Below are 17,791 nucleotides of genomic sequence, written 5' to 3'. Positions count from 1 at the left end.
GTCGGCGAACGTGAGGTATTCGAGGCGTTTGGCGAGGCGCAGCACCGGCTCGTTCGTATAGCCATTGCCGATATGCCACAGCTTGCCGCCCTGCTCGTGCAGCACTTTCAACAGCTCTGGATGCGCATGACCGAGCGCGGTGACGGCGATGCCGCCGGCGAAGTCGATGTAGTCGCGGCCTTGCGTATCCCACACGCGCGAGCCGACACCACGGTCCGGTACGAAGGCGGCGGGGGAAAACACCGGCACCATCACTTCGTCGAAGGTCTGGCGTGTCACAGTCAGGTCGTTCATGGCAAATCCTCTTACGGGTGACAGGTAATACAGCTAGTGTAGGAAACCGCGCCCGATACGTCTTGCGCGTACGCGACGGCTTCTATGAGGTTCCGCGCGTCGCCGCAGCCTGCGTTCGCGGTATTCGCCGGTATCGTGTGAACGGTTCGTGTCCAATTCATGTCCGGCTCGCTTTCAACAGGCTTCCGGATCGCTTCCGGGCAAGCAGTGGCGGGCGTAATCCATGTCCGATGCGCGGCAACACCATCAATCGCCGTGCGGCGGCTCGATCAGCGCGCCCGGCCGCGGCTCGCTGACCGGCGCACCGTGCGCGCCGGTTTGCCGGTCGATCCAGTTGCGCCGATCCTCGCGCGGCGTAACGCCGAAGCGTTCCCGGTATGCATTCGAAAAATGCGCGGCCGACGAAAACCCGCAAGCGAGGCTGATCTGCACGACCGATTTGCTGGTGCGTTGCAGCTGCGTGCGCGCCTTCGACAGCCGCAGCCCGAGATAGTATTTGGACGGCATCGAGCCGAGATACTGGCGAAACAGACGCTCCAACTGGCGCCGCGATACGCCGACGAGGCCGGCGATTTCGTCGCTGGTGAGCGGATCCTCGATATTCGCTTCCATCAGCAGCAGCGCATCGTTCAGACGCGGATGGCGCTCGCCGGGCGCGGTCACGAATGGAATGCGCTGACGCTCGTCGCCGGTGCGCAACGTCCCGACCCCGAGCGTATCGGCGATGCGCTCCGCGAGTTCGGCGCCGTGCTCGCGGCCGATCATCGCGAGCATGAAGTCGACGCTCGCCTGGCCGCCCGCGCAGGTCGCGCGATCGCGGTCGATTTCGAAGATCTGCTGGGTGACGATCGAACGCTCGAACTGTTCGGAAAACTGCTGATAGGTTTCCCAGTTGACGCTGACGCGATAGCCGGACAATTGGCCGGCCATCGCGAGCCACCACACGCCGTGGTGAATTCCGGTGACGAGCGGCGTGCGTTGACCGACACGCGCGAGACTCGCGAGAAACAGCCGGTAGTCGGCGAACTGCTGGAAACGTTCGCTAATGACGATCAGCCAGTCGCACACGATCGCGTCGCCGAACGCGGCGTCGGCCGGCCATTGCGCGCCGCCCGAGAGCGGCACCGCGCGCCCGTCCCACGAACAGACCTGCACGCGGTACAGCGCGCGGCCGTCGATTTCATTGGCGAGATTGAGCGCATCGACGATCGGTCCGACGCCCGACATCGACACCGGTGGCAACGCAACGATCGCGACCTGTGTCGTGCGAGCCGGGGTGGACGTGCGGGCCATCGCGGGTGATCGTGGCGCTGAGTCAGGCACTAAGACGCGAACCGCGCGCGTTACTTCAGGCTGCCGGACAGGAACTGCTTGAGGCGCTCGCTGCGTGGCGCACTCAGCACCTCGGCCGGGTTGCCCTCTTCCTCGGTGCGGCCCTGGTGCAGGAACATCACATGGTTCGACACGTTGCGCGCGAAGCTCATTTCGTGCGTGACGACGATCATCGTACGGCCTTCTTCCGCAAGCTTCTGCATCACCTTCAACACTTCGCCGACGAGTTCGGGGTCGAGCGCGGAGGTCGGCTCGTCGAACAGCATCACGTCAGGATTCATCGCGAGTGCGCGCGCGATCGCGACGCGCTGCTGCTGGCCGCCCGACAGATGCGACGGATATTGCTTTTCGACGCGCGGCGCGAGGCCCACTTTCTCCAGATATTCACGCGCGCGGTCCTCGGCTTCCTTGCGCTTCAAACCGAGCACATGCATCGGCGCCTCGACGACGTTCTCGATCACGTTCATATGCGCCCACAGGTTGAAGTGCTGGAACACCATCGCGAGCTTCGTGCGGATGCGCTGCAACTGCTTGTGATCGGCGACTTCGAGATTGCCGGCGCGGTCGGTTCGGGTCTTGACCGCTTCGCCGTCGACGATGATCTGCCCGGCGTTCGGCCGTTCCAGAAAGTTGATGCAGCGCAGGAAGGTGCTCTTGCCGGAGCCGCTCGCGCCGATGATGCTGATCACGTCGCCCTTGTTCGCGTTGAGCGATACGCCCTTGAGCACTTCGTTGTCGCCGTAGCGCTTGTGGACGTCCTGTACCGCGAGCTTGCACGCTTCGGTTTGAGTGGTATGGAGCAAAACGCTCTCCCTATGCCTGTGAGAATACAGATCGGTGTAATGCGATGCCGGCACGTCGAAGCGGCCGCGCGTGCGGCGCTATATCGTCGAGCCCACGCTCAATGCGTGCGCACCGCGAGGTGCGCAAGCCAATGGCGCTCCGCGCGCCGGAACAGCGCAACCAGCGCGAACGACACCACCAGGTAAATCAGCGCCGCGAGCCCGAAGGCGTTGAACGACTGGTAGGTTGCCGAGTTCGCGTCGCGCGCGACCTTCAGGATGTCGGGCACCGTGGCCGTGAATGCGACTGTGGTCGCGTGCAGCATCAGGATCACTTCATTACTGTACAACGGCAGCGCGCGGCGCAGCGCGGACGGTATCACAATGCGCCGATACATCGTGAACCCGCTCATGCCATACGCGCGCGCCGCTTCCACTTCGCCGTGAGACGTCGAACGGATGGCCCCCGCGAAAATCTCGGTCGTGTACGCGCAGGTGTTCAATGCGAACGCGAGCACCGCGCAGTGAAAGCCGCTGCGAAAGAACGCGTCGAGCAGGCTATGTGAGCGCACGAACGCGAGGCTGTACATGCCGGTGTAGATCAGCAGCAACTGCACGTAGAGCGGCGTCCCGCGAAACACATAGGTATAGAGACGCACCGGTGTCGACAGCCAGCGCTTCCTCGATACGCGTGCGACCGCCAGCGGCACCGAGCACACGAAGCCGATTCCGATCGATGCGACCAGCAACCACATCGTGACCGCGAGACCTGAGATGCGCTGACCGTCCCAGAACAGGTACGCGCGCCAGAACTGATTGAGGATATCGATCATGCCGTTCAGAGCTCCGCGTGGCGCACGCCGATCGAGTAGCGCCGATTCAGCCAGATCAGCGCGAGATTCGATACCGTGGTGATCGCCAGATAGATCAGCGCGGCGATCAGGATGAAGAAAAACATGTTGAAGGTGCTCTTGCCCGCGTCCTGCGCGGCCTTGACGACATCGGCGAGACCGATGATCGACACCAGCGCGGTCGCTTTGACGAGCACCTGCCAGTTGTTGCCGATGCCGGGCAGCGCGAAGCGCATCATCTGTGGAAACAGAATGCGCGTGAACACGCGCGCGCCGCTCATGCCGTACGCGCTGCCCGCCTCCAGCTGGCCGCGCGGCACCGCCAGGAACGCACCGCGGAAGGTTTCGGTGAAGTACGCGCCGTAGATGAAACCGAGCGTCATCACGCCGGCCACGAACGGGTCGATGTCGAACTGCGCCCAGCCGAACGCGTCGGTGAGATCGTTGACCGCGATCTGGATGCTGTAGAACAGCAGCAGCATCAGCACCAGATCGGGCACCGAGCGGATCAGCGTGGTATAGGCGGTCGCGGTCGCCCGCATCGGGCGATTGAACGAGAGTTTCGCCGCCGCGCCCGCGAGGCCGAGCAACACCGCGGCCGCCAGCGACAGAACGGACAACTCGATCGTCTGGATCGCGCCCGCAAGCAGCAGCGGACCATAGCCGTATAGGAACACGCGTGTCTCCATCCAGGTTTATTGAAATCGCGCGGACCGCGGCGGCCTCCCGGCCGTGCCCGCAGATCCGATGGCGAGGAGTCTCGCAAGCGAAAATCGATTTCTCAAATGGGGGTGAACGCCTCGCTGCAACGCAGCATCACAGGGTCCGACCTCCCGCGGCATTACGGGTGCTGCGTTTCGCAGCGAAGATGTTTGCGTAATGCGCTACGCGGCCCGGTGTCGGGTGCCGCGATTTGGCAAGTTTCGGGTCGCTTTTCCGATAGGGCGCGTGACGCCGCGTGCGATGAAGGGTCAGCACATCGAGCGATGAATGAGTCGTATACGACCCGTCAAGGGACTTGGCGGCTCACAAATGAGTCATCGATTGATTTTTGGTGGATCCACCGCCATAATGGATCACATATGAGTCAGGAAGGGCTTTCACGACTCATAGGTGAACCATTCAACTCATCATGTCCACGCCCGCCACCCGTGCCGCCTCGCGTTACAGTCTGGACGCCGCCCGCCTGCTCGGTCAATTGATCCGCCGCGCGCGCCTCGAACGCAAAATCACCGCGGCTCAACTCGCCGAGCGCGCCGGGCTGTCGCGCAGCCTCGTGCAGCGCATCGAAAAAGGTGACCCGCGCTGCTCGATCGGTGCGGTATTCGAAGCCGCCGCAGTCGTCGGCGTGCGGCTTTTCGATGCCGATGCGCCGGCCCTGAGCGCCGCGCTGCGCAACAACGCGGATGTGCTCACGCTGCTGCCGCGCGCGGTGCGCGCGCCTCGCCCGGAAACGCGCGATGACTTCTGATTCCGCCTACCAGGAAGCCTTCGTGTGGACCTGGCTGCCCGGCGAGACCGAGCCGGTGGTGGCCGGACGCGTCGTCAGGGCCGGCGAGCAGATACTGTTCAACTACGGCCAGAGCTATCTCGCGCGCGACAACGCGATTGCCCTCTACGAACCCGAGCTTCCGCTGCGGCGCGGCACACTGCCTCTGCCGAACGGGCTGACGATGCCCGGCTGCCTGCGCGACGCGGCGCCGGACGCCTGGGGCCGGCGCGTGATCATCAATCGCAAGCTCGGCACGCGCGGCGCGCAGATCGACACCGGCGAGCTCGATGAAATGACCTACCTGCTCGAATCCGGCTCGGATCGCATCGGCGCACTCGACTTCCAGCTGTCGCCCAGCGAATACGTGCCGCGCGAAGCCGTGTCGGCCTCGCTCGACGATCTGCAGAGCGCGGTGGCGAGCATCGAGCGGGGCGTGAAGCTCAGTCCCGACCTCGAACGGGCCCTTTTTCATGGCAGCTCGATCGGCGGCGCACGTCCGAAGGCGATGATCACGACCCCCGAGCGCAAATACATCGCGAAGTTTTCGTCGCAAAGCGACATCTACAGCGTCGTGAAGGCCGAATACATCGCGATGCGTCTTGCCGGGGAGGCCGGCATCGACGCCGCGCCGGTCCACCTCGAACGCGTCGGCGGCAAGGACGTGCTGCTGATCGAGCGCTTCGACCGGGTGCGCACGCCGGATGGCTGGCAGCGCCGCGCGATGGTGTCGGCGCTGACGCTGTTCGAACTCGACGAAATGATGGCGCGCTATGCGAGCTACGAGGAATTCGCGACGCTGATCCGTCATCGCTTCACGAAGCCTGGCGCGACGGCAAAGGAGCTGTTCGCGCGGCTGCTGTTCAATGTGCTGAGCGGCAATACCGACGACCACGCACGCAATCATGCCGCCTACTGGAACGGTCGCGAGCTGACGCTCACGCCCGCATACGACATCTGCCCCCAGGCGCGCGCGGGCAACGAGGCGACTCAGGCGATGCTGATCGTCGGCAACGAACGCCTCAGCCGCATCGATACGTGCGTCAAGGCGGCGCCGCTATTCCTGCTGTCGCATGACGAAGCCATCGCGCTCGCGCGGCAGCAGGTCGAACTGATTCTCGAACGCTGGGACGCGGTGTGCGCCGACGCGCAGCTCGGTCACGTCGATCGCGAGCTGATGTGGCGGCGTCAGTTTCTCAACCCGTTCGCGTTCGAAGGCGCGCCGGCCGAACTCGCCGCGCTGCTGCAATAGTCCGACGGCGTCGCGCGTATCAGCCGATGCGTCAATCGAGCGTGAGCCGCGCGCGGATCGCCGGCAGCATGTGCTCGACCGCCGCGCGCCCTTCCTCGATGGCCGGTGCCGCGCGGTGAAAGTCGAAGATGCCCATGCCGCCGAGGCGCGGCTGGATCAGGATATCGGCGGGCTCGCCGGCGAGCCGGCTGCGTGTGATCCGCACCTGCATGATGTCGATGCTTTGCGCGATCGAGCTAAGCATCGACGGCACATGCCCGCTCGGCTTCGGCGGCACCCGCACGTCGTCGCTCGCGCTGGCTTCGGCCGGCGCGAGCCAGCGCGGCCAAGGCTTGCCGTTGCGGCGCAGCGCGACCGGCCGCGGCGCGCCCGGATCGAGCGCGGGGGTTTCGACGACCGGGCCGCCGAAGTCGCGGCCGTTCAGGATGTCGTTGTTCAGATCGATCGCGATCACGCAGTCCGCGCGCATGCCGCGCGCAACCGATACCGGTACCGGATTGCTGAGCCCGCCGTCGACGAGCCACACGCCGTTGTGCCACACCGGCGTGAAAATACCTGGAATCGCGATCGACGCGCGTACCGAGTCGATCGTGCTGCCGTCCTGCAGCCAGATTTCGCGGCCGGTATCGAGCTCGGTTGCCACCGCCGCGTACGGCATGTGCAGTTGCGCGATCGAACGGCCGGCGAATTTGTCGGCGAATAGCTGGATCACCTTGCGTCCGCCGAGCAGGCCGCCCGACACGCGCAGATCGAGCAGCCGCACCACCGTCTGCCACGTGAGGCGCGACACCCACTCCTCGAGCCAGTCGAGATCGCCGTTCGCGTAGACCGCACCGACCAGCGCGCCAATCGACGTACCGCACACCACGTCGGGCTTGATGCCGGCATCGTGCAGCGCGCGAATCGCGCCGATATGCGCCCAGCCGCGCGCGGCGCCGCCCCCTAACACCAGCCCGATCCGGCTGTATCGACGTCGACGTATCATCAGTCACCCCGTTCTTCTGCCTGCTGCTTTTAGCTTCGCCTGCCACACCGGCTCGCGCGTGCACGAACGCGAAACGCGCTAGCTAGCGCCCCCGTATCACATCCGAGCGCGACGTGGTGTACACCTTCCGATGCGCGTCGAAATGCACATTGAAGATGCCTTCTTCGGTCACGCCGCCCTCGCGCCACTTCCAGCTCCACACGGTCTCCGGCTTGAGTGGAAACACCGCGATCTCACCGGGCTTACCGAGCAATCGGCGCACCTCGTCCTCGCTCATGCCCTGACGGATCTTCGCGAAGTTCTCGGCGGTCAGCACCTGCGTAATCGCCTGCAGCTTGCCGTCGCGGTCGATGTCGACCATGTACGTATTGAGGCCTTGCGGACCGCGCGGATATTCGAAGCGCTTCGAGCCGTCGGTGAAGGTACGCTCGGTTTCGGGCTTGCCCATCTGCGCGCGGATCTGCGCTTCGGTCGTGACGCCGGGCGTCATGCCCTTGAGTAGCAACGCGTCCGGTTTGACGGCGTTGAAGAAGTCCTTGAGTTTTTGCACGGCTTGATCGCTCTGCTGCTGGTCGCAGCCAGCCAGCGCGATGCATGCTGCCAGCGCTGCGACACCGAGCGGTTTGAGGTTCACGGCGGTTCCCTGTCCGGATGCGCGCGGTGCGTGCGGTAGCCTGGGTACGTGCGGTACCTGAAGCACACACACGGTATAGGCGCGCGTTGCCGGTCTGTAGTGTGTACTACAAGCATAACCGCGCACGCGCAAAACCGCGACACGCGCACGGACGGCAAGTGCGGCCGCGCACGCAAGCCCTTGCGCTCAGGCCGCGACGAAGGGACGCAAAGCGCAGAGAAGCACGCGATGGAAGCAGCGGATAGAAGCAGCGGATGGCGACGCGGAGCGCGCGACGAATCTCGGCGACACGCAACCGTGCGGCAGAAAGCGAGAAAGCGCAAGCAGCACGCACGAACAGACGGAGCCAGAAGCAAAAAAGCGACGCGGTGCGATGCGTCGCCAGTTCGGTCGATACCGTCAACCGGAAAGTGACGGCGGCTTGCGAGCCGCCTCGTGCGAAGCACCGCGGACGACGCGCAGCGGTCTGTTCCGGACGAAGCGATGAGCAACCTTGGCCGCTCACCTTGCGCCATCGCCGGAGTGACAAACCGCTGCCTTGTGTGGCCGCCCTGGTCCCTCGATAAGCCTTCCAGATGCCGCTAATCTAAACGCGTTCGACGCGTTCTACGAGAGCGCGTTTACACCAAATCGGCAGATGATTCGCGCGGCCTCGCGCGGCTCAGTCGCTCAGATCACACGAAAACCGTGCGTGCCATCGCGCGCGAGCTGTGCGACGAGCCCCTGTTCCCATTCCAGATACGCGCTCATCGCTTCCCGCGCATTGTCGGTGCCTTCATACGGACGCTGGTAATGGTCGATGCGGGGCGACGCCATCCGCGTGCCGCCCGCTTCGACCGGCAAGCCCGCGTCGATCCACGCGGCCGTGCCGCCGCGCAGCACCTGCACCGGCCGTCCGGTCGATGCCGCGAGTTCCGGCGCGACGAAGCGCGCGAGCACGCCACTGCCGCACGTCACCACATAGCGCTTCGCATCGGGCAGCGTGCGCAACGCGTCGTCGAGCTGGCTGCGGATCACGAACCACGCGCCCGGAATGTGCCGCTTCACATAGTTCGCGCTATGCGCGAAATCGAGCACCACGCTGCCTGGCGACTGCAGCAACGCGGCGAGCCCGGCCGGCTCGATCTGGTCGACGTCGGGCGGCGCGATCGCATGGCGCGCGAGCGGCGCCGTGCCCTTCTCGGAGAAATCGGCTGCGAGCAGACCATCGACCACGAACACCTCCATGTTCATCTGCGCGAGCCACGACGCGCTCATGTTCGCGCGCACCCCGTCGTTGTCCGCGAGGATCACCCGTGCGCCGCGCACCGGCGCGTAAGTATCGGTTTCCTGCACGAGCTGACCGCCCGGCGCGCTGCGAAAGCCGGGCACGTGGCCCGCCTCGTACTCCTGCGGCGTGCGCACGTCGAAGCGATACACGGTGCGCACTTCTTCGTCGGCCCAGCGGCGCGCCTCGTCGCGTGACGTGCGGCCCACGCGGGCGCGATCGGCGACCGCGCGTGCGCCCGCGGCGGCGGCAAGCCGCAACACGTCGTCGACCGCGCCTTCGAAGCGCCGCGTGCTGCCATGCGCGAGCGGCTGGCCGGCCAGCGTCCAGCCCATCGTGCCGTTGCGCAGCGCGGCGACCGGATTGGGCACGCCCGCATTGATCAGCGACTGCGCACCGATGATGCTGCGCGTGCGCCCCGCGCAATTGACGACGATGCGGGTGGCCGGATCCGGCGCGAGCTGCCGCGCGCGCAACACCAGCTCCGCGCCCGGCACGTTGATGCTGCCGGGAATGTTCATCGTGTGGAATTCTTCGAAGCGGCGCGCGTCGAGCACGACGACGCCGGCCTCGCGATCGATCAGCGCCTGCACCTCGTGCGCGGACAGCGACGGCGTATGGCGCACGCTCTCGACCAGTTCGCCGAATGCCTTGCTCGGCACGTTGACGTCGCTGAACAGCTCGCCGCCCGCTTCGCGCCAGCCTTGCAGACCGCCTTCGAGCAACGCGACGTCGCTGTAGCCCAGTTGTGCCAGACGCGCGGCCGCGCGCTCGGCCAGACCTTCGCCATCGTCGAACACGACGATCGGCACGGCCGGACGCGGCAGGCGCGCCGGCGCTTCGAGTTCGAGCCGCGAGAACGGCAGGTTAGCGGCGAACAACGGATGACTGCGTGCGTGCGGCTCTTCCTCACGCACGTCGACGAGCGCGATCTCCGCGCGATCGAGCAACGCGTGGCACACGTCGGTGAATGATCGGGTACGAAACTCTTTGACGACATTCATGGGATCGGAGACTCCTTCCAACATTCCAGATATTCGGCAACACATCGCGTCACCGCACCGATGCTTCAACCGTACTCTCGAATGCCGATCGGCGCACGGTCACTATTGAATTACTGCCGCTGCTGGTGCTTTCAATGCTCGTGTTCGCCCGTCCTGACTGCCGTCATGCGCTCGCATCGTGCACGCAAGGTGCAAGCACCCGGCCACGCAGGCGACGCGCAATTTCCGCGCCACGCGCCGCCGCGCGGCGCCGGCAGACCCTTTCGCCGACGTGGACATCGGCGCGCCGTCAGCAGAAAAATGCGGGCTTTGCCACAATGCCCCATCGCGCGACAGCGCCGCCAACACCCGCTACACACACGATGATTCCCTTCTCGGTCCTCGACCTCTCGCCGGTCGCCGCGGGCGCCACGCCGGCAGATGCCTTCAGGAATACGCTCGAACTCGCGCAGTACGCGGAAAAACTGCACTACAAGCGCTTCTGGCTGGCCGAACATCACAATATGCCCGGCATTGCGAGCGCGGCGACCTCGGTCGTGATCGGCTATGTGGCCGGCGGCACGCAGACCATCCGGGTCGGCTCCGGCGGCATCATGCTGCCCAATCATGCGCCGCTGGTGATCGCCGAACAGTTCGGCACGCTGGCGTCGCTCTATCCCGGCCGCATCGACCTCGGCCTTGGCCGCGCGCCGGGCACCGATCAGGTCACTGCCCGCGCGCTGCGCCGCGATCTGCAGGCGAGCGCCGAAACTTTCCCAGACGACGTCGCCGAACTGCAACGCTATTTCGCCGATCCGGTCGAGGGCCAGCGCATTCGGGCGGTGCCCGGTGCTGGCCTGCATGTGCCGCTATGGCTGCTCGGCTCGTCGCTGTACAGCGCGCAGTTGGCTGCGGCCCTCGGCTTGCCGTTCGCGTTCGCGTCGCACTTCGCGCCCGATTACCTGATGACCGCGCTGCAGGTGTATCGCGCGCAGTTCCGGCCGTCGACCACGCTCGACAAGCCGTATGCGATGGTCGGCGTCAATCTTTTCGCGGCGGACAGCAACGATGAAGCGGCGCGTCTTTTCACGTCGCTGCAGCAGCAGTTCATCAGTTTGCGGCGCGGCACGCCGGGGCAGCTGCAGCCGCCGGTCGACAGGCTGGACGCATCGGAGATGGAGTTGAACAACGTCGCGCACGCACTTGCCTGTTCGGTAGTCGGCGATCGCGACACGGTGCGCGAAGGGCTGCAATCGATCATCGAGCAAACCGGCGCGAACGAACTGATGCTGACCGCGCAGATTTACGATCAGCAGGCGCGGCTGCGCTCGTTCGAAATTGGCGCGCAGGTGCGTGAAGCGTTGAAAGCGGGAAAATGAGCGGTTCGCGAAACGCTTCAAGGCCTCGATTGGCCTTCCCGCCATGTCCGCTCTTTGCCCCTGCAGTACCGCCATAGCTTGATGATCGCCGCATAGGCAAGCGCGGCGGCAATCAAGTTCATGCCCACCGTCACCACGAAAAACAGATCGTCCGGATCACGCATACCGAGCCGGTTGGCGACGTGCAGCCACGCAAGTTCCTGGCTCTGCGGCATCGGTATCGGATACGTGTGGACGTAGGGCAGGAAAAGACGGAACAGGCCGACGAACAGCGCGAGCTTGAAAAGCCTACGGGCAAGTGTCGCCATAAATCTCTACCTCTATCGTTCCGTAGGCGCGGAGCCTCGAATTGCGGATCGGGATCGTAGCAGTCTGCAGCAGCGCGCGCCGAATTGTTTCGAAGTCGCTATGACTCGGTAAGGTGATGCAACCTAATGAAATGCCTTGCCCCCTGCCGGATGCAACCGGAACTGCCCACGCTCAACACCGTAGATCCAGGTTACATCGTCGATACTTCCATCGTCTCGATACAGCGCAAACCATTCGCGGTGATCGGATGGACGCCCTGCGATTGTATTCACGCTATCTTTGGCATACGTGTAAAGCTGGGAACCGATGCCCCCAATAGGCCGATCTACGATCCAGTATCTACCGGCGGGGATCGGGCCATTATCGGGAATTGCCGTGCATCCGCCCCTGTTGCGGTATGCGTCATTACCTGAAAAAGCGTTAAATGTGCCGAGACCGAAAATCGTCAGCGGCGACAAGGCCGCGTTATTCACCAAAAAGTTTCCATCATATGCCATCCGCCATGCTCCCTTAGCCGCGCCCGTTCCACGAGCCTGTGTATTTATGTTGCCGTCCAAATAACGCGAGGTGGTGTCCCCATTTATCACCGGAAATCGATTCGACATAGCTGAGTTTTGTGGCCGCCGCCGGTTTGTATTCGTGGCGCCGGGATTAACGCCGCAGGCCTTATGTTTTCGAGCGGTGTCACGAAATACGCTTACTCCTTTTCGAGACTCGCTTCATGGCTACGAATCCCGCGAACAGCTCATTTTTGACCGAGTTGATTTTTGATTGCAATGGGCGTGCGCCCAATATTGACGCCAATGCGATAACTGGCCGCAATTGCAAACGGCGAGCAAACGCGCGGCTGCGCTCGTTCGACATTGGTGCTGAGCCGCGTGACGGGTCGTCCGGGGGAAAACAGGCGATCCGTTAGTCGACGCTTAAAGCAGCAGCGGAAAAGCACAGGGCCGATCGACTGGGATAGCCGCCGGGGCACGAAAAAGGCAGCGCACTCGCCCGCCGTTGTCTATTGCCGCTGCGCCAAGCTCGCCGGCCCGGCGTCTTACCCCAACGCGCTCAATGATTCGCCGGCACCGCCGCCAGCCCCTCCAGCAGCGCCTTGTGAAACGCGGCCGGATCCTGCATCTGCGGCGCGTGCCCCAGCCCCGCGAATTCGACCAGCGTCGCATGCGGAATTGCCCTCGCGGCCGCGCGGCCCAGCTCCGGGTAATGACCGATCTTCGCGCGCACCGCGGGCGGCGCGGCGTCCTTGCCGATCGCCGTCGTGTCTTTCTGGCCGATCAGCAGCAGCGTCGGCATGCTCAACTGGCCCAATTCATAAACGACCGGTTGCGTGTAGATCATGTCGTACAGCAGCGCGGAGTTCCACGCGACGATCTGCTTGCCCGGTCCGCGATATAGGCCCGCGAGCATCTGCACCCACGGCTCGTAGTCCGCGCGCCACTGGCCCGCGTAGTAGGTGCTCTGCTCGTAGCGGCGGATGCCGTCGGCGGTCGTCTTCAGTTCACGCTGATACCACTGGTCGACCGACAGCGACGGCACGCCCTTCGCCTTCCAGTCCTCGAGTCCGATCGGATTGACCAGCACCAGTTGCTGCGTTTCGTGCGGATACATCAGCGCATAGCGGATCGCAAGCATGCCGCCGGTCGAATGGCCGACCACCGTCGCGTCGTTCACGCCGATCGATTCGAGCAGCGCGTGCGTGTTGCGCGCGAGCTGCTGGAAGCTGTATTGGTAATGCTCCGGCTTGGTCGATTTGCAAAAGCCGATCTGGTCCGGCGCGACCACCCGGTAGCCGGCGTCGCTCAATCGATGGATGGTCGCGTCCCACGTCGCCGAGCAGAAGTTCTTGCCATGCAGCAACACGACGGTGCGTCCGTTCGGATGAGCCGGCTTGACGTCCATGTAGGCCATCTGCAAAGGCACGCGTTGCGACGTGAACTCGAAGCGCTCGACCGGCGCCGGATAGTTGAAGCCTTGCAGTTCCGGTCCATAGGCGGGCCCCGGGTCGTCGACGGCGGACGCCGCCACGGCGCTCGCGGCGAGCGGACCCGGCTGGCTGTGCGTGCCGGCGGCGCCGGCCGCACTGGCTGCACTGGCTGCGCTGGCTGCAGTGGCTGCACTGGCCACGCTGGCCGGCGTAGCGGCGTAAGCACCGGACATCATCGACACCGCGAAGACAGTGCAGACACGCAATAGGACTAGCAGGGGTGGACGGCTAAGACTCATCGGGACTTTTCCGAAAAAGAAATGAAGCTACGAGGATCGGTGCCGCGGCGGCCCGCGTCGGTCCTCCTGCCGGGAGCGCACGATTCTACGACGCCCCGCCGGAGCGCGCCGCCAACCGTGCATGGGCATCGCGCACGCGGCATCGCCCGACGCATGTGGTATGCATATTGCGATGCCAGTGGATGCCTGGCTTTGCGCGCGACCTCGCGCCCTATGTGTCTCGCCGCACGGAGCGGCCCGCGGCGAAAGGCGATCGTGCGAGGATGACCCGGCGCGCGACCGGTGCGATAAAGACTGGTCGCTTGCATCGAATCGGTGCTAGAACTACCTGACAGGCCCGCGCAACCTCGGCGGCATACGCCAAAAAAAGGCAGTAGCGCGGCTGGCGCGGCTCGCCACAAAAGTCGACGCGCCGGTGAACAGCACGCGATCAGACCATCCGGGGGCATACCAATCAGCAAGTATCTTGCATGGGAGACGAAAATGAGCACTCCGGCTCGGCTGAACGACCTGCAACGCACCACCCTCGCGATCGTCCTCGCGGGCGGACGGGGCACCCGCCTCGGCCCGCTCACCAACAAGCGCGTCAAGCCGGCGGTTCACTTCGGCGGCAAATACCGGATCATCGACTTTGCGCTCTCCAACTGCCTGAATTCGGGCATCCGCCGCATCGCGGTCGTCACCCAGTACAAAGCGCATTCGCTGCTGCGTCATCTGCAGCGCGGCTGGGGTTTCCTGCGCGGCGAAATGGGCGAGTTCATCGACCTGTGGCCCGCACAGCAGCGGGTCGAAGGCGCGCACTGGTATCGCGGCACCGCGGATGCGGTGTTCCAGAACCTCGACATCATCCGCTCGATCCGCCCGAAGTACGTGGTCGTGCTCGCGGGCGACCACGTCTACAAGATGGACTACACGCGCATGATCGCCGATCACGCGGACAGCGGCGCGGACTGCACGGTCGGCTGCATCGAGGTGCCGCGCATGGAGGCGGTCGCGTTCGGCGTGATGGCGGTCGACGAGAATCGCCGCGTGACCGGCTTCGTCGAAAAGCCGGCCGATCCGCCGGCGATGCCCGGCCGCCCCGACAGCGCGCTCGCGAGCATGGGCATTTACGTGTTCAGCGCCGACTACCTGTATGCGCTGCTCGAAGAAAACATCGCGTCGATCGACACCGACCACGACTTCGGCAAGGACATCCTGCCGCGCGTGGTCACCCAGGGCGTGGCGATCGCGCATCCGTTCAGCATGTCGTGCGTGTCGTCGGATCCGAACGTCGAGCCGTACTGGCGCGACGTCGGCACGATCGACGCTTACTGGGCCGCGAATCTCGACCTCGCATCGACGATCCCGACGCTCGACCTGTACGACCGCAGCTGGCCGATCTGGACCTACCAGGAGCAACTGCCGCCGGCGAAGTTCGTGCGCGACATGAAGGGCTTGCAGGGCTCGGGCAATAACCTGATCGTGTGCGGCGGCTGCGTGATTTCCGGCTCGCAGATTTCGCGCTCGGTGCTGTCGTCGAATGTCAAAGTGAGTTCGTTCTGTAATATCAATGAGGCAGTCTTGTTGCCGCAGGTCACGGTCGGCGCGAGCTGCCGCCTGCAGAAGGTGGTGATCGATCGCGGCTGCTCGATTCCGGAAGGCACGGTGATCGGCGAAGACCCGGCGAGCGACGCCGAGCGTTTTTATCGCACTGACGACGGGGTCGTGCTCGTCACGGAAGAAGCGCTGCACCAACAGCGCAAATAACGCGCATCTGCCGAGCGGGTGCGCGCCCGTCCGGCGCCGGCGGCGATAAGCGCTCGGCCGGCGGCGCGGCGCCGATGCGCGGCGCGCAGCCGCTGGCAACCCTGAAGGCAACCTCGAAAGGCACCCCCAGGCAACCCACTCAACCTGACAGAGACCCGGCCTATGACGATTCGCGCGCTGCACGTCGCAAGCGAGCTGTATCCCCTTCTCAAAACGGGCGGTCTGGCCGACGTGGCGGGCGCGTTGCCGTCCGCGCTGATCGAGCGCGGCGCCGATGTGCGGGTGCTGCTGCCCGGCTTTCCAGCGGTGCTCGCCGGTTTGCGCGAGCTGCGGCCCGTCGCGCAGCTGGGGCGCCGTTTCGGCGCGCCGGACGTGACGCTCGAGCGCGGCACGCTGCCCGCCAACGGGCTCACCGTCTACGTAATCCGCGCGGCGTCGCTGTACGACCGCCCCGGCAATCCGTATCTGGACGGCGAGCACGTGCCCTACGGCGACAACGCGCAGCGTTTCGCGCTGCTCGGCTGGGTCGCCGCGCAACTCGCCCAGAAACTGGACCCGGCATGGTCGCCGCAGATCATCCACGCGCACGACTGGCATGCGGGGCTCGCGCCGGCCTATCTGAAAGCGGCCGAACGGCAGCACGGCAAGCGCTTCGCGCGCAGCGTCTTTACGGTGCACAACCTCGCGTATCAGGGCGTTTTTCCGGCGCATCAGTTCGGCCAGTTGGCGCTGCCGGATGACTTCTTCAACATGCGCGGCGTCGAATTCTATGGGCAGTTGTCGTTTCTCAAGGCAGGCCTTTACTACAGCGACCGCATCACCACCGTCAGCCCGACTTACGCCCGCGAAATCCAGACTCTGGCCCAAGGTGGCGGGCTCGACGGCTTGCTGCGCCATCGCTCGCACGATCTGAGCGGCATCCTGAACGGCGTCGACTACTCGGTGTGGAATCCCGCCACCGACGCGCTGCTCGAAGATCACTACACGGACACCCGTCTCGCCGGCAAACTGGCCTGCAAAGAGGCGCTGCAAAAGCGCTTCGGCCTCGCGCAGAAAAGCGATGCGCTGCTATTCGGCGTGGTGAGCCGGCTGACCGAGCAGAAAGGCCTTGACCTGCTGCTCGAGGCGGTGCCGGAAATTGTTAAACGCGGCGGGCAGCTGGTGGTGTTCGGCACCGGCGACCCGGCGCTCGAAAACGGTTTGAAACACGCCGCGCATGCGCATCCGGAATCGGTGGCGGTCGAACTGGGTTTCGACGAAACGCTCGCGCATACGATCGTCGCCGGCAGCGACGTGATCGCGGTGCCGTCGCGCTTCGAGCCTTGCGGGCTGACGCAACTGTATGCGCTGGCTTATGGGTCGCTGCCGCTCGTGCATTGCGTCGGCGGCCTCGCGGACACTGTTGTGGACGCGTCGCTCGAAAATCTCGCCGAGGACCTCGCTACAGGCTTCGTCTTCGAACGATTCGAGCCGAAAGGCATTGCGGCGGCGATCCGCCGCGCGTTTGCGCTCTATGACCGGCGCACCGAGTGGAAAGCCACGCAACGCCGCGCGATGCACCAGGATTTCGGCTGGGGCGCCTCGGCCGAGCGCTATCTGGCCTTGTATCGCGAACTATCCTGATGGTTCGACGCAACAACACGGGGACGGATCGACTCGCGCGTGACAAACTCATGTATTGTTTCCTCACTATGCAGATAGCGCATTTTTCTTGCACCATCTGAAAATCAGTCACGAAACACAATCACGCCGCTTCAGGCGCCCGGCCAAAGCCGGTTCGTTACCGCGGCCATCCTTCCGTTCTCATTGATCGCGCACCACGCTTGCGCGGGCCACACCATGACGAAAAACGTTCTGAGCATCCAGTCACATGTCGTCTTCGGGCACGCCGGCAATAGCGCGGCCGAATTCCCGATGCGGCGGCTCGGCGTCAATGTCTGGCCGCTCAATACCGTGCAGTTCTCGAACCACACGCAATACGGTCATTGGACCGGCGGCGCGATCGAGGCCTCGCAGATGGAAGAGCTCGTCGAAGGGATCGGCGCGATCGGCATGCTGCCGCGCTGCGACGCCGTGCTGTCCGGCTACCTGGGCACGCCCGAGCAGGCGCAAGCGGTGCTGGAGATCGTCAAGGCCGTGAAGGCCGCCAATCCGCGCGCGTGGTACTTCTGCGATCCGGTGATGGGCGCCGCGAGCGGCTGCAAGGTCGAACCGGGCATTCAGGAATTTCTCGTGCGCACCATGCCGGAAGTG

The 17,791-nt window shown here is 64.7% G+C and carries 16 protein-coding genes and 1 pseudogene; 6 read left to right on the top strand and 11 right to left on the bottom strand.

The window, feature by feature from the left end:
- The 5 genes from VGH68_RS15015 to VGH68_RS14995 all read right to left on the bottom strand — a co-directional run.
- The coding region (locus VGH68_RS15015) for an aminotransferase class III-fold pyridoxal phosphate-dependent enzyme (RefSeq protein ID WP_331604435.1) at positions 1-294 on the bottom strand (294 nt) is incomplete at its 3' end.
- A gap of 246 nt (positions 295-540) precedes the next feature.
- Positions 541-1,587: a GlxA family transcriptional regulator gene (locus tag VGH68_RS15010; RefSeq protein WP_331604434.1), complete on the bottom strand. Its 1,047-nt coding sequence runs from the start codon at positions 1,585-1,587 to the stop codon at positions 541-543.
- A 50-nt stretch (positions 1,588-1,637) separates the two neighbouring features.
- On the bottom strand, positions 1,638-2,429 hold the full coding sequence (locus VGH68_RS15005; protein ID WP_331604433.1) for an ABC transporter ATP-binding protein: 792 nt from the start codon (positions 2,427-2,429) through the stop codon (positions 1,638-1,640).
- Between the two features lie 98 nt (positions 2,430-2,527).
- Positions 2,528-3,241: an ABC transporter permease gene (locus VGH68_RS15000; RefSeq protein WP_331604432.1), complete on the bottom strand. Its 714-nt coding sequence runs from the start codon at positions 3,239-3,241 to the stop codon at positions 2,528-2,530.
- A 5-nt stretch (positions 3,242-3,246) separates the two neighbouring features.
- Positions 3,247-3,936: a histidine ABC transporter permease HisQ gene (locus VGH68_RS14995; RefSeq protein WP_331604431.1), complete on the bottom strand. Its 690-nt coding sequence runs from the start codon at positions 3,934-3,936 to the stop codon at positions 3,247-3,249.
- A gap of 455 nt (positions 3,937-4,391) precedes the next feature.
- On the opposite strand from VGH68_RS14995, the gene VGH68_RS14990 reads away from it, so the two are divergent.
- Both VGH68_RS14990 and VGH68_RS14985 read left to right on the top strand, forming a co-directional pair.
- Positions 4,392-4,730, top strand: coding sequence for a helix-turn-helix transcriptional regulator (locus VGH68_RS14990; protein ID WP_331604430.1), 339 nt, complete (start codon positions 4,392-4,394; stop codon positions 4,728-4,730).
- On the top strand, positions 4,720-6,000 hold the full coding sequence (locus VGH68_RS14985; RefSeq protein ID WP_331604429.1) for a HipA domain-containing protein: 1,281 nt from the start codon (positions 4,720-4,722) through the stop codon (positions 5,998-6,000). The genes VGH68_RS14990 and VGH68_RS14985 overlap by 11 nt, the downstream gene beginning before the upstream one ends.
- 31 nt (positions 6,001-6,031) lie before the next feature.
- On the opposite strand, the gene VGH68_RS14980 is transcribed toward VGH68_RS14985, so the two are convergent.
- The 3 genes from VGH68_RS14980 to VGH68_RS14970 form a co-directional block, all read right to left on the bottom strand.
- On the bottom strand, positions 6,032-6,985 hold the full coding sequence (locus VGH68_RS14980) for a patatin-like phospholipase family protein (protein WP_331604428.1): 954 nt from the start codon (positions 6,983-6,985) through the stop codon (positions 6,032-6,034).
- A gap of 82 nt (positions 6,986-7,067) precedes the next feature.
- Positions 7,068-7,619 (bottom strand): outer membrane protein assembly factor BamE domain-containing protein, encoded by a 552-nt coding sequence (gene bamE / locus VGH68_RS14975; RefSeq protein WP_331604427.1) that lies wholly within the window; start codon positions 7,617-7,619, stop codon positions 7,068-7,070.
- A 669-nt stretch (positions 7,620-8,288) separates the two neighbouring features.
- On the bottom strand, positions 8,289-9,890 hold the full coding sequence (locus tag VGH68_RS14970; protein ID WP_331604426.1) for a rhodanese homology domain-containing protein: 1,602 nt from the start codon (positions 9,888-9,890) through the stop codon (positions 8,289-8,291).
- Positions 9,891-10,252: 362 nt separating this feature from the next.
- On the opposite strand from VGH68_RS14970, the gene VGH68_RS14965 reads away from it, so the two are divergent.
- Positions 10,253-11,248, top strand: coding sequence for an LLM class flavin-dependent oxidoreductase (locus tag VGH68_RS14965; RefSeq protein ID WP_331604425.1), 996 nt, complete (start codon positions 10,253-10,255; stop codon positions 11,246-11,248).
- A 17-nt stretch (positions 11,249-11,265) separates the two neighbouring features.
- Here VGH68_RS14965 and VGH68_RS14960 read toward each other — a convergent pair whose 3' ends face one another.
- From VGH68_RS14960 to VGH68_RS14950, 3 genes and pseudogenes are all read right to left on the bottom strand, one after another.
- Positions 11,266-11,556: a hypothetical protein gene (locus tag VGH68_RS14960; protein WP_331604424.1), complete on the bottom strand. Its 291-nt coding sequence runs from the start codon at positions 11,554-11,556 to the stop codon at positions 11,266-11,268.
- Positions 11,537-12,054, bottom strand: a pseudogene (locus tag VGH68_RS14955) (DUF2778 domain-containing protein). The gene VGH68_RS14960 and the pseudogene VGH68_RS14955 overlap by 20 nt, the downstream one beginning before the upstream one ends.
- A 562-nt stretch (positions 12,055-12,616) precedes the next feature.
- Positions 12,617-13,789, bottom strand: a complete 1,173-nt coding sequence (locus tag VGH68_RS14950; RefSeq protein ID WP_414696944.1) for an alpha/beta fold hydrolase — start codon at positions 13,787-13,789, stop codon at positions 12,617-12,619.
- 483 nt (positions 13,790-14,272) lie between these two features.
- Here VGH68_RS14950 and glgC point away from each other — a divergent pair, with 483 nt between their 5' ends.
- The 3 genes from glgC to pdxY all read left to right on the top strand — a co-directional run.
- Positions 14,273-15,538 carry a glucose-1-phosphate adenylyltransferase gene (gene glgC / locus VGH68_RS14945; protein WP_331604422.1) on the top strand — a complete coding sequence of 422 codons (1,266 nt, stop codon included), beginning with the start codon at positions 14,273-14,275 and terminating at the stop codon, positions 15,536-15,538.
- Positions 15,539-15,700: 162 nt separating this feature from the next.
- The gene (gene glgA / locus VGH68_RS14940; RefSeq protein ID WP_331604421.1) at positions 15,701-17,161 is read left to right on the top strand and encodes a glycogen synthase GlgA; all 1,461 of its coding nucleotides are present in this window, start codon (positions 15,701-15,703) and stop codon (positions 17,159-17,161) included.
- 216 nt (positions 17,162-17,377) lie between these two features.
- Positions 17,378-17,791 (top strand): pyridoxal kinase (gene pdxY / locus VGH68_RS14935; protein WP_331604420.1); only part of this gene is annotated, 414 nt, incomplete at its 3' end.

The sequence above is a fragment of the Paraburkholderia sp. genome, assembly GCF_036488505.1.
GTDB lineage: Bacteria > Pseudomonadota > Gammaproteobacteria > Burkholderiales > Burkholderiaceae > Paraburkholderia.
This window is presented reverse-complemented; position numbering and strand designations above follow the sequence as displayed.

What these genes read in the sequence shown, in the direction of transcription:
- VGH68_RS15010 (WP_331604434.1), bottom strand. Translation starts at nt 1,587, where the DNA reads ATGGCCCGCACGTCCACCCCGGCTCGCACGACACAGGTCGCGATCGTT.
- VGH68_RS14985 (WP_331604429.1), top strand. Translation starts at nt 4,720, where the DNA reads ATGACTTCTGATTCCGCCTACCAGGAAGCCTTCGTGTGGACCTGGCTG.
- VGH68_RS15000 (WP_331604432.1), bottom strand. Translation starts at nt 3,241, where the DNA reads ATGATCGATATCCTCAATCAGTTCTGGCGCGCGTACCTGTTCTGGGAC.
- VGH68_RS14980 (WP_331604428.1), bottom strand. Translation starts at nt 6,985, where the DNA reads ATGATACGTCGACGTCGATACAGCCGGATCGGGCTGGTGTTAGGGGGC.
- VGH68_RS14950 (WP_414696944.1), bottom strand. Translation starts at nt 13,789, where the DNA reads ATGAGTCTTAGCCGTCCACCCCTGCTAGTCCTATTGCGTGTCTGCACT.
- VGH68_RS14970 (WP_331604426.1), bottom strand. Translation starts at nt 9,890, where the DNA reads ATGAATGTCGTCAAAGAGTTTCGTACCCGATCATTCACCGACGTGTGC.
- glgC (WP_331604422.1), top strand. Translation starts at nt 14,273, where the DNA reads ATGAGCACTCCGGCTCGGCTGAACGACCTGCAACGCACCACCCTCGCG.
- VGH68_RS14990 (WP_331604430.1), top strand. Translation starts at nt 4,392, where the DNA reads ATGTCCACGCCCGCCACCCGTGCCGCCTCGCGTTACAGTCTGGACGCC.
- VGH68_RS14960 (WP_331604424.1), bottom strand. Translation starts at nt 11,556, where the DNA reads ATGGCGACACTTGCCCGTAGGCTTTTCAAGCTCGCGCTGTTCGTCGGC.
- glgA (WP_331604421.1), top strand. Translation starts at nt 15,701, where the DNA reads ATGACGATTCGCGCGCTGCACGTCGCAAGCGAGCTGTATCCCCTTCTC.
- VGH68_RS14965 (WP_331604425.1), top strand. Translation starts at nt 10,253, where the DNA reads ATGATTCCCTTCTCGGTCCTCGACCTCTCGCCGGTCGCCGCGGGCGCC.